General features: G+C 63.3%; 13 protein-coding genes. 8 read left to right on the top strand and 5 right to left on the bottom strand.

Annotated features, from left to right (window positions below):
* The 7 genes from ACIOAU_RS07320 to madM are packed head-to-tail and all read left to right on the top strand — an operon-like array spanning position 1 to position 4,699.
* Positions 1–300: a malonate decarboxylase subunit delta gene (locus ACIOAU_RS07320; RefSeq protein WP_401181004.1), complete on the top strand. Its 300-nt coding sequence runs from the start codon at positions 1–3 to the stop codon at positions 298–300.
* Positions 293–1,147, top strand: coding sequence for a biotin-independent malonate decarboxylase subunit beta (locus ACIOAU_RS07315; RefSeq protein ID WP_401181001.1), 855 nt, complete (start codon positions 293–295; stop codon positions 1,145–1,147). Before ACIOAU_RS07320 ends, ACIOAU_RS07315 begins: the two co-directional genes overlap by 8 nt.
* A complete protein-coding gene (gene mdcE / locus ACIOAU_RS07310) occupies positions 1,144–1,926 on the top strand; it encodes a biotin-independent malonate decarboxylase subunit gamma (RefSeq protein WP_401180999.1) in 783 nt (260 codons plus the stop codon). Before ACIOAU_RS07315 ends, mdcE begins: the two co-directional genes overlap by 4 nt.
* Positions 1,927–1,930: 4 nt before the next feature.
* Positions 1,931–2,536, top strand: a complete 606-nt coding sequence (locus ACIOAU_RS07305) for a malonate decarboxylase holo-ACP synthase (protein ID WP_401180996.1) — start codon at positions 1,931–1,933, stop codon at positions 2,534–2,536.
* Positions 2,533–3,459: a malonate decarboxylase subunit epsilon gene (mdcH, locus tag ACIOAU_RS07300; protein ID WP_150569603.1), complete on the top strand. Its 927-nt coding sequence runs from the start codon at positions 2,533–2,535 to the stop codon at positions 3,457–3,459. Before ACIOAU_RS07305 ends, mdcH begins: the two co-directional genes overlap by 4 nt.
* Before the next feature lie 60 nt (positions 3,460–3,519).
* Positions 3,520–3,936, top strand: coding sequence for a malonate transporter subunit MadL (gene madL / locus ACIOAU_RS07295; protein ID WP_150569602.1), 417 nt, complete (start codon positions 3,520–3,522; stop codon positions 3,934–3,936).
* Position 3,937: 1 nt separating this feature from the next.
* Entirely contained in the window at positions 3,938–4,699 is a 762-nt protein-coding gene (gene madM / locus ACIOAU_RS07290; RefSeq protein ID WP_101318465.1) for a malonate transporter subunit MadM, read from the top strand.
* A 49-nt stretch (positions 4,700–4,748) separates the two neighbouring features.
* Here the strand turns inward: madM and ACIOAU_RS07285 are convergent, their stop codons facing one another.
* From ACIOAU_RS07285 to ACIOAU_RS07265, 5 genes are all read right to left on the bottom strand, one after another.
* Complete coding sequence (locus ACIOAU_RS07285) at positions 4,749–5,666, bottom strand: LysR substrate-binding domain-containing protein (RefSeq protein ID WP_101318467.1); 918 nt, start codon at positions 5,664–5,666, stop codon at positions 4,749–4,751.
* 403 nt (positions 5,667–6,069) lie between these two features.
* Positions 6,070–7,260: a Na+/H+ antiporter NhaA gene (gene nhaA / locus ACIOAU_RS07280; protein ID WP_259074157.1), complete on the bottom strand. Its 1,191-nt coding sequence runs from the start codon at positions 7,258–7,260 to the stop codon at positions 6,070–6,072.
* A 389-nt stretch (positions 7,261–7,649) separates the two neighbouring features.
* Positions 7,650–9,239, bottom strand: coding sequence for a hypothetical protein (locus ACIOAU_RS07275; RefSeq protein WP_401180991.1), 1,590 nt, complete (start codon positions 9,237–9,239; stop codon positions 7,650–7,652).
* A 149-nt stretch (positions 9,240–9,388) separates the two neighbouring features.
* A complete protein-coding gene (locus ACIOAU_RS07270) occupies positions 9,389–9,883 on the bottom strand; it encodes a DUF934 domain-containing protein (protein WP_101318473.1) in 495 nt (164 codons plus the stop codon).
* Positions 9,867–11,519 (bottom strand): nitrite/sulfite reductase, encoded by a 1,653-nt coding sequence (locus ACIOAU_RS07265; protein WP_101318475.1) that lies wholly within the window; start codon positions 11,517–11,519, stop codon positions 9,867–9,869. Before ACIOAU_RS07265 ends, ACIOAU_RS07270 begins: the two co-directional genes overlap by 17 nt.
* Positions 11,520–11,730: 211 nt before the next feature.
* Here ACIOAU_RS07265 and ACIOAU_RS07260 point away from each other — a divergent pair, with 211 nt between their 5' ends.
* On the top strand, positions 11,731–12,807 hold the full coding sequence (locus tag ACIOAU_RS07260; RefSeq protein WP_401180987.1) for an ABC transporter substrate-binding protein: 1,077 nt from the start codon (positions 11,731–11,733) through the stop codon (positions 12,805–12,807).
* Positions 12,808–13,000: the final 193 nt, after the last annotated feature.

The raw sequence follows: 13,000 nt of genomic DNA, 5'->3' as shown, positions 1-13,000 counted from the left end.
ATGGAAACCTTGTCTTTCAGATTTCCGGCCGGCGCGCCGGCAACCAACCGAGCCTTGGTCGGCTGTGTCGGCTCAGGCGACCTCGAAGTGCTGCTCGAACCTGGCACCAGCGGTGTACTGAACATCAACGTAGTGACCTCGGTAAACGGCAGTGCGCCGCGCTGGGAGCAGCTTTTTCAGCGCCTGTTCGCCGAGCACAGCCTGCCCGCCATGAACATCGACATCCACGACTTCGGCGCCACGCCTGGCGTAGTACGGCTGAGGCTGGAACAAGGCTTCGAGGAGATCAAGCATGACTGACATCGGCCGTTTACTGCAGGCCTGCAGCTTTGTTGAACTCAGCGCCCGCGAGCGCGCCCGCGCCTTGCTCGATGCCGGCAGCTTTCGCGAATTGCTTGGGCCGTTTGATCGGATGATGTCGCCGTGGCTACCCCAGCAAGGCATCGTGCCCCAGGCTGACGATGGCGTGATCATCGCCAAGGGCAGCCTCAATGGCCAGCCGTTGCTGGTGGCCGCCATCGAAGGCGTATTCCAGGGCGGCAGCATGGGCGAAGTCGGCGGCGCCAAGATCGCCGGGGCGCTGGAGCTGGCGGTCGAAGACAACCGTAACGGCATACCCACCGCCGCTGTGCTGCTGCTGGAAACCGGTGGCGTGCGCTTGCAGGAAGCCAACCTCGGCCTGGCCGCGATCGCCGAGATCCAGGCCGCGATAGTCGAGCTGCGCCAGTACCAGCCGGTGATCGGCCTGATCGCAGGTTCAGTCGGTTGCTTTGGCGGCATGTCGATTGCCGCTGGGCTATGCAGCCGGTTGATCGTCACCCGCGAAGCACGCCTGGGCCTGAATGGGCCGCAGGTCATCGAGCAGGAAGCCGGCATCGAGGAATACGACTCGCGCGACCGGCCGTTCATCTGGAGCCTGACCGGCGGCGAGCAACGCCACGCCTGCGGCCTGGCGGACGCCTATGTGGCGGATGATCTGGCCCAGGTACGTGAGGCGCTGGTAGCCCAACTCGCTGCAGGCGAACCGGCGTTGCCGCGCAGCCGTCGCCACGCTGACTTCCTCGCGCTGTTGGCCACGCTGGGCACTGACTGTGCGCAAGTCGACGCTGCGCTGACGCGGGCGCTGTATCAAGGAGAACTGCAATGAGCCGTGGTCTTGAGTGGATTCGGGCGCTGGCCCAGGGCAGCGAGCTGCCAGGCTATCCCGCCTCGGTAAAAGTCATCGACGGCGAGTTGGGCAACCGTCCTGCACGCTTCATCGCGGTTGTGCCCGACGCGCAAAACCCCTTCCCAAGGGCTCGCGATGGCGAGGTCGGCCTGCTCGAAGGCTGGGGCCTGGCCAAAGCTGTCGATGAGGCGATTAAGGCTGACCAGGGCGGCACGCCGCGGGTGTTGGTCGCCGTGGTCGATGTGCCCAGCCAGGCTTACGGCCGCCGTGAAGAGTCGCTGGGGATCCATCAAGCGCTGGCTGGCGCGGTAGATGCTTATGCCCGGGCGCGCCTGGCAGGGCATGCACTGATTGGACTGCTGGTGGGCAAGGCCATGTCCGGGGCGTTTCTCGCCCACGGCTATCAGGCGCAGCGCTTGATCGCGCTGGATGATCAAGGGGTGATGGTGCATGCCATGGGCAAGGCGGCAGCTGCGCGGATTACCTTGCGCAGTGTCGAGGAGCTGGAGGCTCTGGCTGCGAAAGTGCCGCCCATGGCCTACGACATCGCCAGCTATGCCTCGCTCGGCCTGCTCTGGGAGCGGGTCAAGGTGGACGCGGTCGAGCAGCCGTCTGCCGCCGATATCGGCAAGGTGCGCGCGGTGCTGGAAAGCGCTGTAGACGACATCGGCAGCAGTACTGATCTGCGCGGGCGACTGGGCGCGCCCAACCGGGCGATGTCTGCCCAGGTTCGGCAACTGCTGCGCGAGCAATGGTGAAAGCATGAACGCACACGACCTGCTGTGGGGCATGGCCCCGGACCATTTGCCTGCAGACGCCCCCGCGTGGGCGCGGCAGATGCTGCTGGCCGGTCAGCCGGTGGTGGTGCGCCGCGCCGTAGCCGGTGCGGGGCGCGTGGCGGTCGGCGTGCGTGGCAGTCAGCGCGGCGAGCGTCTGGCGGCTGAAATGCCCGTCGCCTCGATCAAGCGCCGTTGCAGCCCTGAACAGCTGCGCGGCGAGGGCAGGGCAGAGCTGGCTGCGCTGCAGGCACTGCACGCTGTTACGCCGCTTATGGACAGCCTCGGCCTGTCTTGGGGGCCGACCGGAGGGGTGGGCTATCAGTTGGCGACGGGGATCGCTGTGCTGCACCACGGCAGCGATCTGGACCTGGTTTTGCGCACGCCCGCAGCCTTGACTCGCGTCGATGCGAAAGCGCTGTATCAGGTGTTGTGCGCTGCACCGTGCCGTATCGACCTGCAGCTGGAAACACCCTTCGGCGCCGTCGCGTTGGCTGAATGGGCCGGCGCTTCAAAGCGGGTGCTGCTCAAAAGCCGCCACGGTGCATGCCTGGTCAGCGACCCGTGGTCAGTATTGGAACTGTCGGCATGAGCAGCTTGTTTGCCTTCCCCGGCCAAGGCGCGCAACGGCCCGGCATGCTCCAGCAATTGCCGGATGCGGCCGTGGTGCGTGCCTGCGTGGAGGAGGCCAGCGACGTGCTGCAGCAGCCGGTGTTGCAGCTCGACACGGCGCAGTCGCTGGCGTCTACCCGTGCGGTGCAACTGTGTCTGCTGGTGGCCGGTGTCGCCCATGCGCGCTGGTTGCTGGAGCGCAGCCCGGCGCCGGACTACGTTGCCGGTCTGTCGATCGGCGCTTACCCAGCGGCAGTCATAGCCGGGGCTTTGACCTTCGCCGATGCCCTGCGGCTAGTGGCGTTGCGCGGCGAACTGATGCAACAGGCTTATCCCGAGGGCTACGGCATGACCGCGATCATCGGGCTTGATCAAGGCACTGTCGAACGACTGCTTCAAGACTCGGCGCAGCCGCTGTACCTGGCCAACATCAATGCCGACAACCAGTTCGTGATCGCCGGCAGCGATACGGCCATGGCCGCGCTTGCCCGCCAGGCCCTGGCGCTGGGTGCCGGCGCGTGCAAGCGGCTGGCGATGAGCGTGCCGTCCCACTGTGCGCTGCTCGATGCGCCTGCCGCCGAACTGGCGGCTGCATTCGCCGAGGTGCCGCTCAAACGCCCGCAACTGGGTTACCTGAGCAGTACCAGCGCTCGCCAACTGCATGACCCAGAAGCCCTGCGCCGCGACCTGGCGCTGAACATGTGCCGCACCGTCGACTGGTACGGCACGCTGTGCAACGCCTACGAGCGCGGTGTACGGCTGCTGATCGAACTGCCCCCCGGCACCGTCCTCAGCGGCCTGGCGCGGCGTGTATTCAACTCCGGTACGGTGATCGCCTGCCAAGGCGCCCGCGCCGACACCCTGGATGCCCTGTTGCGGCGGGAGGTGAACGCCAGCGACTGACTGCCCGCATTTCGAAGAACAACAACAAAACAACTTCGATTCAACGTGAGGAAAACAACAATGATCATTTACGGTGTGGCCTTGCTGGCCATCTGCACGCTTGCCGGTGTCATCCTCGGCGACTTCCTTGGCGTTCTGCTCGGGGTCAAATCCAACGTCGGCGGGGTCGGCATTGCCATGATCCTGCTGATCTTCGCCCGCCTGTACATGCAGCGTAACGGCGGCATGAGCAAAGAGTGCGAGCTGGGCGTGGGCTTCTGGGGCGCGATGTACATCCCAATCGTGGTGGCCATGGCTGCGCAGCAAAACGTCGTCACTGCTTTGCATGGCGGCCCGGTCGCGCTGCTGGCAGCGATCGGCTCGGTCCTGCTGTGTGGCGCCACCATCGCCCTGATCAGTCGCACCCACCGCGGAGAACCGCTGGAAAAGGAGGTCGTTGAAACCTCCATTGCAGTCGCACCGGTCGGAGGTCGCTGATATGGAAGTCATCCTCAAAGCACTTGAACACAATAGCCTGATCACTGCCTTCGCCGTAGTCGGCGCAGTGATGTGGATCTCGGTAATCCTCTCCAAGCGTCTGACCTTTGGCCGCGTGCACGGCTCGGCGATTGCCATCGTCATCGGCCTGGTGCTGGCCTGGGTCGGTGGCACCCTCACCGGCGGGCAAAAAGGCCTGGCCGACCTGACCCTGTTCTCCGGCATCGGCTTGATGGGCGGCGCCATGCTGCGCGACTTCGCTATCGTCGCCACCGCCTTTGAAGTGCAGGCCACCGAAGCACGTAAGGCCGGCATGATCGGCGCAATCGCACTGCTGTTGGGTACAGTGCTGCCGTTCGTGGTCGGTGCGGCAGTCGCCTGGAGTTTCGGCTACCGCGACGCGGTGAGTATCACCACCATCGGTGCCGGCGCCGTCACCTACATCGTCGGTCCGGTCACCGGTGCCGCGCTGGGCGCCAGTTCCGAAGTGATGGCGCTGTCGATCGCCACCGGCCTGATCAAAGCTATTCTGGTGATGGTCTTCACCCCCGTCTCGGCGCGCTGGCTGGCGCTGGACAACCCACGCTCGGCGATGGTCTTCGGCGGCCTTGCCGGTACCGTCAGCGGCGTTACCGCAGGCCTCGCGGCAACCGACCGCAGGCTGGTGCCATACGGCGCATTGACCGCAACCTTCCACACCGGTCTTGGCTGTTTGATGGGGCCATCGATCCTGTACTTCTGCGTACGCGGCCTGGTCGGCTGATAGTACCTTTGACAAGCGCCCCGGCCCCGAACGCCGGGGCGTTTGCGTTTCAGCCTTCGCGTTGGCGGCTGTACATCCGGCATTCGGCAACCAAGGCGAGCAGGTTCGGGTCGCGCTCGCGAGTCTTCAAGAACACCGCGCCGATATGCTGCTGATGACGGTAACGCGCCTGCAGCGGGATCAGCCTAATCCGGTTCTCGTACACCGCCGAAATCCGCCCCGGCAACAGCGCATAACCCACCCCCGAACTGACCATGCTCAGCAGGGTAAAAATGTCATTCACCTGCATCGCCACATTCGGCTTGAACCCCGCCTGCTCGAATACCCGCTCGCCATCGCGGTGGGTGGCAAAGCCCTGGGTCAGGGTGATGAAGGTCGAATTGGCCAGATCCGCCAGGTCGACCTCCTGCTCCTGAGCAAATGGCGAATCGGTCGGCACCGCCAGGAAGATATCGTCCGAGAACAGCGGTAACTGCTCGCACGCCGCATCGCAGGTGCTCTCATCCAGCGAGACCAGAATCGCGTCCAGCTCGAAGTTTTTCAGGCGGTACATCAAGTCCACGTTCGAGCCTAGGGTCAGGTCGATGTTCAGCTCGCTGCGGCGCAGCTTCAAGCCCATTACCAGCAGCGGCACGGTTTTCACCGTCAGCGAATACAGCGCGCCTAGCTTGAACCGCTCCGACGAAAAGCCCGCCGCCTCGCGTGTGGCGCGGACCATCTCGGTGGTGTCCTGGATCAGCTTGCGGGCCTTCTCTTCAAGCACGTAGGCGCTCTCCAGCGGCGTCAATGTGCGGCCCTCGTGCTTGAACAGCGGGCAGCGCAGGGCGTTTTCCAGAGAATGGATGGCCCGGTGCACGCTGACACTGCTTGTGTCGAGCGCGCTGGCTGCACGGGCCAGGTTACCGCTGTGCATGAAGGCGAGGAATATTTCGAGCTTCTTCAGGGTGAGCTCTTCGTCGATCTGCATGTGGGCCTCGGGAGCGGTGGGGCGGTTTTCAGTTGCTGATGGCGAGCGAGGGGTAGGGCGGGATCAGGATAGGGGGTTGCGGCTTGGGCGGCAATTTGTATTCAGGGTGGGTGAACAGTGGTGGATTGTGGATGGCCTCGGCAGCTATTGCGATGTGGTTTTGCGTGCAGAGGCCGTGGGCAAACTACTCTTTGGGGAGTCGTGTGCGGCGACGACCGTATAGTTTTTTCTTGCGCGACGGTTCGCGTGCGGGTGCCTCTTCAAAGGCTTCAGCAGGCGGCGCTGCAGCTTTGACGTTGAACAGGCGGCAGACGATGTACCAACAGATGGCGAGTGACAAGTTGTGGTTCCTAGCCATGACAGCCGCGGCTGAACGGCGCCGCTGACGCGGCGCCGTTCCCCTTCACTTCACCGTCTTAGGCGCAAAGCGCAATATCAAACAAGCAATCACCGCCGACAGTAGCGACCCCAGCAAAATCCCGATCTTGGCTTTATCAATCAGCTCAGCCTGCCCCGGAAACGCCAACTCACCGATAAACAGGCTCATGGTGAAACCAATCCCACAGAGCATGGCCACCCCGTAAATCTGCAACCAGCTGGCCCCCTGCGGCTTCGAAGCCAGGCCAGTCTTGACCGCCAGCAACACCCCGGCAAACACCCCAACCTGCTTGCCCAGCAGCAGCCCAAGGGCAATCGCCAGCGGCAACGGCGCAAACACGTCGCTCCAGCTCAAATGGGTAAACGCCACGCCAGCATTGGCAAAGCCAAACGCGGGTACGATCAGGAAACCTACCCACGGCGCAATGGCATGCTCCAGCGTCAGCAGCGGGCTCTTGGCATCGCCGGCGGTGTAGGGGATCAGCAGTGCGCCGACCACGCCAGCGATGGTCGCGTGCACGCCGGACAGCAGGGTGAAGTACCACAGGGCGGCGACGCCGATCATGTATGGCCACAGGCTGACCACGCGCAGGCGGTTCAGGCCCAGCAGCAGGGCGACGATAGCGCCGGCGCCGGCGAGGGCGATGAGGTTGATCGAGGAGGTATAGAACAGCGCGATGATCGCTACTGCGCCCATGTCGTCGATGATCGCCACCGATACCAGCATCACTTTCAGCGACAGCGGTGCGTGCTTGCCGAGCAGCGCCAGGGCGCCGACGGCAAAGGCGATGTCGGTGGCGGCGGGGATTGCCCAGCCACCGGCCAGGCCGGGCTCTACAGCGGACACCTTGAGGTAGATCAGCGCTGGCACTGCCATGCCCATCAGCGCTGGCAGCGCTGGCAGGCGGCGTTGCTCCCAGGTGGCCAGGCGGCCGTCGACCATCTCGCGCTTGATCTCCAGGCCGACCATCAGGAAGAAGATCGCCATCAGGCCGTCGTTGATCCACAGGTGCACGGTCATCGGCCCGAGCTTGTCCGTGAAGGTGGGGCCGAGGGGCAGGTGCAGCAGGTGTTGATAGGCTGCGGCCCATGGGCTGTTGGCGATGATGATGGCCACTACTGCGGCAAGCATCAGCACCACGCCGCCTGCGGCTTCGCTGGCGAGCAGGCGCTGCAGCAATGGGCGCCGCTGGGCGTTGTTCAGTGAAACGGTCATGCGAGGTCCTCGTTCATGGATTCGCCCTGGATGCTGCAGGCATTGGCCGAACGACGGCCACGGCAAAGCGCTGGCACCGAATGGGCCACTGCAACAATAGGCGAGAAGAAGGGAAGGGGATGCAGCGAGCACGTACCCGGCAAAAAACGCGGAAACGGCATACGCCAAAGGAATAGCAAGGCTGCGTGCAACATGGATGGACTCTCGGAAAACAAATGAATGTTCTCCGTATTCGGGATAGCTCCCGGGCGCACGCAGCACACGCCAGGCGGCGAATTATACAGAGTTGGCAGTCAAAGTGGGCGAGGGGTCTGCATCGAAATGTTGCAATGGGGCGCCGCGCTCGAGCATCAGCCCATTGCGGGCGTCTGCTCGAGCGCGGTCAGGCGTTAGCCGCCGATGGCCGCAGTCGACCCTTGTAGCTGCCAGCGGCTGCGTAGCGACTGCAGTGCATCATCAAGGATCGAGATGCCGCTCTGCTCGCGCGCCATGCGCTCCTGACGGAAGCTGTCGTCCAGTACGGTCAGCAGGCTCTGGCTGCGGCTGCTCGAGCTTGGCGTGGTCACGTCATCGGTCAGGTCGCCATTCACATAAGTACGCACCCGCTCGCTCTGGCTGGCGGATTGCGAGGCGCTGGCTTCGACCAGGCGGCCTTTGTCGAAGGCCAGGCGCGTGCTGCTGCTGGCCTGGTCGTTGATCTCGTGATAGCGGTAGTTCTGCGATTCGCGGTCCAGCCCTAGCTGCATGTTGGTCAGCGGGTTGAGGCCCAGGTGGTAACCCGCTTTCAGTGCGCTCTGCTGATCCTGCTGCACCGAGCGGGTCAGCTGGCCGCCACCTGTAATGCTGGTCGATTGCGACGCGCGGTAATCGAAGCGGTCGGATTCTTCCAGGCGCATCGGGTTGCTCTGCTGCGAGGTCTGGCTGATCGAGGCATTGAAGTCGGCCAGGCCGCTGAGCAGGGCGCGGTCGCTGGCGCTCTGCAACGAGCCACGCTCGGTCACCGCCTGCTTGCCGTCATCGACGGCGTTGAGCTGGGTGAATGCGTCCTTGAACAGGTTCATCAGGTTCTCATCGCCTTTACCGCGCTTTTGCGCGGCGTCGAACTGGCTCAGGTAATTGCTGATGGCGGCCTGGCGCTGGCTGCTACTGCCCAGTTTGGCAGCGTCCGGCGTGTCGAGGTTCATCTGTACGCGCCCGGAGGGGCCGTCCAGTGTCAGGTTGCGCGACTGCTCGTTGACGCTGAGGTCAAAGGTCTGTGGTTCGCCGTTGACGTCCAGCTTGGCGTTCAGTTGCAGGCCGCTGAACAGCGTCGTGTCAAACTTGACCAGGTTACCGAGCTGCAAGCGCGGCGGCACCTGGGTCAGGCCGTCGAGCGCCGATTGGAAGTCGTCGGCCATTGCCGCCAGGCCTTGGAGTTCTTCGTCGTTCAGTTCACCGCCAAGCACCTCGGCGCTCACGGCCAGGCCTTGTGCGCTGCTCGCCAGGGAGAGGTTGACGGTCGCTCCGGAGGCCGTGGTCAGGCTGAATGTCACCCCATTGGTGGGGTGCGAGCGCAGGTTGGCCAGCTGCAATTGCAGGGCAGCCTCATTGGGCTGCTCGCCGCTGGCGATGGTCATGATGGACTGCGAAACGGCCTTGCCGCCATTGCCTGCCAATTGCTCCAGCAGCGCGGCGCCGATGTTCTGGAAGCGGCCACCATTGGACGACGACTGGATGCTGTTCATCAGGGCAATGCTGAGCTTGTCCGATCCTTCCCGCTCCCAGACGTGGCGCACCTGCGGGCCAGCCAGAGTACCGTTGGCCAGCGTACCGTTGGCGGTGTAGGTCGGGTCGGGGGTAGCGTCCACCGCCTGGCCGAGGCTGACCGAAGTGCTTGGCGAGGTCAGGGGTTGGCTGGCTTGGGCAACCGCCTGCACTTGAACAGGCGGCGGAGCGTTGTAGATTGGGGTTAGGCGCTGCGCAGCAGTTATCGCATTCATGGTCGGCTTCCGTGCAGATCTAGGGTCTAACCCAAGGTATCGGCACGGCCAGGCAAAACCTTAGCGTTCATGCAGGTATTGGCGGGGCTGCGCCAGCCAGAAACAAATCAGCCCGCCAAGGGGCGGGCTGATTGCTCAAGCACAGACGATCAGCGGCGGCGGAACAGCGGCAGCGGTTCGTCGGTCGCGGCCTGGTAGGTCACCGAAAAATCTTTCAAGCCTTCCAGGGCATCGACGGGGTCTTTGTCAGCGCGAATGGCAAATGCATCGAAGCCGCAGCGCGCCAGGTAGAACAGCTGGTCACGCAGGACATCGCCGATTGCGCGCAGCTCACCCTTGAACTGATAGCGATCACGCAGCAGGCGCGCATTGGAGTAGTTGCGCCCATCGGTGAAGGCCGGGAAGTTCAGGGCAATTACCTGGAAATGCGCAACGTCGTCACCGATTTCTTCAGCTTCTTCGTCGCTGTCCAGCCATACGCCAAGGCCGCCATCGCGGGCCTTGAGCGCATGGGCGTGATCGCGCCAGAGTTGCAGCGGCACGATGTAGTCGTCGCAGTTGGTCAGTTCGTCGAACGAGGCATCCTTGGGCAGCAAGTGCCAGGTTTCGTCGACCAGCTGGTTGTTCTTAATGATTCGCTGCATAGACGCGCTCCTTGAAGGGGTCGATGCCAATACGTTGGTAGGTGTCGATGAAGCGCTCTTCTTCGGTACGTTGTTCAACGTAGACGTCGATCAGCTTCTCGATCACATCGGCCATCTGGTCCTGAGCGAACGATGGGCCGAGGATCTTGCCCAGGCTCGCGTCACGGGCGGCGTTGCCACCCAGCGAGACTTGGTAGAACTCCTCGCCCTTCTTGTCGACACCAAGGATGCCGATGTGGCCGACGTGGTGGTGACCGCAGGCGTTCATGCAACCAGAGATGTTCAGGTCCAGCTCACCGATGTCGAACAGGTAGTCGAGGTCGTCGAAGCGACGCTGGATCGACTCGGCAATCGGGATCGACTTGGCGTTCGCCAGCGAGCAGTAGTCACCACCCGGGCAGCAGATGATGTCGGTCAGCAGGCCGATGTTCGGCGTGGCGAAGCCGCTTTCGCGCAGCTCTTGCCAGAGTGTGTGCAGCTGACGCTGCTCGACATCGGCAAGGATGATGTTCTGCTCGTGCGAGGTCCGCAGGAAGCCGAAGCTGTAGCGCTCGGCCAGATCGGCAACGGCATCCAGCTGCTTGTCGGTGAGGTCGCCCGGGGCAACTCCAGTCGGCTTCAGCGACAGGGTCACGGCCACATAGCCTGGGCGCTTGTGCGCACGGGTGTTGCGCGAACGCCAGCGGGCGAAGCCTGGGAACTCCTGGTCGAGCTCGGCGTAGTCGACGTTGTCCAGCGCCTGGTAGGCCGGGTCGACGAAGTGGCGCGAAACGCGCTCGATCTCGGCTTCGGTCAGGGTCGTGTTGCCACCGCGCAGGTGGGCCATTTCGGCTTCGACCTTTTCCGCGAACACTTGCGGGGTCAGGGCCTTGACCAGGATCTTGATCCGCGCCTTGTACTTGTTGTCACGACGACCGTAACGGTTGTACACGCGCAGGATCGCGTCGAGGTAGCTGATCAGGTCCTGCCACGGCAGGAACTCGTTGATGAACGAGCCGACCACCGGGGTACGCCCCAGGCCGCCGCCGACCAACACGCGGAAGCCCAGTTCGCCAGCTTCGTTGTGCACCGGCTCCAGGCCGATATCGTGCACTTCGATGGCCGCGCGGTCGTCCTTCGAGCCGTTCACGGCAATCTTGAACTTGCGCGGCAGGTAGGCGAATTCGGGGTGGAAGGTGGTCCACTGACGGATGATCTCGCACCATGGGCGCGGATCGATCAGCTCGTCGGCGGCGACGCCGGCAAACTGGTCGGTGGTGGTGTTGCGCAGGCAGTTGCCGCTGGTCTGGATCGCGTGCATCTGCACGGTGGCCAGCTCGGCAAGAATGTCCGGGATGTCTTCCAGCGCCGGCCAGTTGTACTGGACGTTCTGCCGGGTGCTGATGTGCGCATAGCCCTTGTCGTAGTCGCGGGCGATCTTCGCCAGCACACGCACTTGCGTCGAGTTGAGTTGGCCGTAAGGCACGGCCACCCGCAACATCGGGGCGAAACGTTGGACATACAGGCCGTTCTGCAGGCGCAGAGGGCGGAATTCTTCTTCGCTCAGTTCACCGGCCAGATAGCGGCGGGTCTGATCACGGAACTGCTTGACGCGGTCCTCGATGATCCGCTGATCGTACTCGTCGTATACGTACATAAAAGTCCTGTCTCAGGCTGCATGCAGCTAATCGCGCGCACGGCCGCGCACTCCGGTTCGGAGCCGGGGAACGATATCAGGTTGCATTTATGCGCTAAAGTGATGTTTTTGCATATGAAAAGAACTAAACGGACTAAGTGAGACTGACTGGCATTTATTCCAGGCGTCTGCGCTGGGTATAATCCGCGCTTTGCTCCACAGAGATGCACCCATGTTCAAAGCGCTGTGCCAGAGTCTGTGCCTGTTTCTGCCGTTATCGGCCGGTGCGCAGGCGGCGTCCGTGGTGTTTCTCAACCCGGGTCATGCCAACGAGAACTTCTGGGTGGGATACACGCGCTTCATGCAGGCCTCGGCTGACGATCTCGGCATGCAGCTGCGGGTGGAATACAGTGAGCGCCGCGCCGATCTGGTGTTGAGCCAGGCGCGGGCTATCTTGAGCGGGCCGCAGCGCCCCGACTATCTGGTGCTGGTCAACGAGCTGTATGTCGCTCCGGAGATCATTCGCCTGTCCCGCGACAGCGGCGTGCAGCTGTTTCTGGTCAACAACGGCCTGACCGATAACCAGCTCGAGAGCGTCCGGGCACAACCGGACAAATACCCGCCAGTGCTGGGCACGCTGACCAGTAACGATGAGCAGGCCGGTTACCAGATGCTGCGCGAGATGGTCGCGAAGTTGCCGCCATCGGACGAGCCGATCGACCTGCTGGCATTTGCCGGCGTCAAGACCACCCCGGCCTCGCAACTCCGCGAGCATGGCATGCGCCGGGCCTTGGCCGATCACCCGCAGGTGCGCTTGCGCCAGGTGGTATACGGCGGCTGGAACCGCGAGCGCGCGTTCGAGCAAGCGCAGCTGCTGCTCGAGCGCTATCCGCAAGCGCAGTTGGTGTGGTCGGCCAATGACGAAATGTCTTTTGGAGCGATGCAGGCGTTCGAGGCAGCGGGGCGCAAACCTGGCGTGGATGTGCTGTTCGGTGCGGTCAACAGCTCGCCTGAAGCGCTGCGCGCGCGTATCGACGGGCGCCTCAGCGTATTGATGGGCGGCCATTTCACTGTCGGCGGCTGGGCCATGGTCATGCTGCATGACCACGCCCAGGGCATCGCCATCAATCGCGACGGTGGCGGCGAATACAGCTTGCCGGTGCTGCAGTCAATAGATCAGGCCAAGGCGCGGCGCTGGCTGGCCCTGCAGGAGGGCGACGATTATGGTCTGGACTTCCACCGTTTCAGCGCCGAAGGGCGACCAGCCGATTATCGTTACCCGTTTCTGACGTCACCGGTCGACTATTGAAAGACCCTGCTTGAATCAAGGGCATTGCTCGACTTAACTGCTGGTGGTGTATGTGCATTCCCATAACCACTACAAGAGGCAATGCAATGGGTAACTCCACCAAGCTGCGCAAAAGCGACAGCAGTGTCGATGCCTGGGCGATCCTGTGTCTGATCGTGCTGGTCGTCGTCACTGCGGTGTACTGGGTCAGCCA

Source organism: Pseudomonas sp. NPDC088322, assembly GCF_044740745.1.
Lineage (GTDB): Bacteria > Pseudomonadota > Gammaproteobacteria > Pseudomonadales > Pseudomonadaceae > Aquipseudomonas > Aquipseudomonas shirazensis.
Note: the sequence above shows the minus strand (reverse complement) of the source record. Positions and strands in the feature narration are given on the sequence as shown.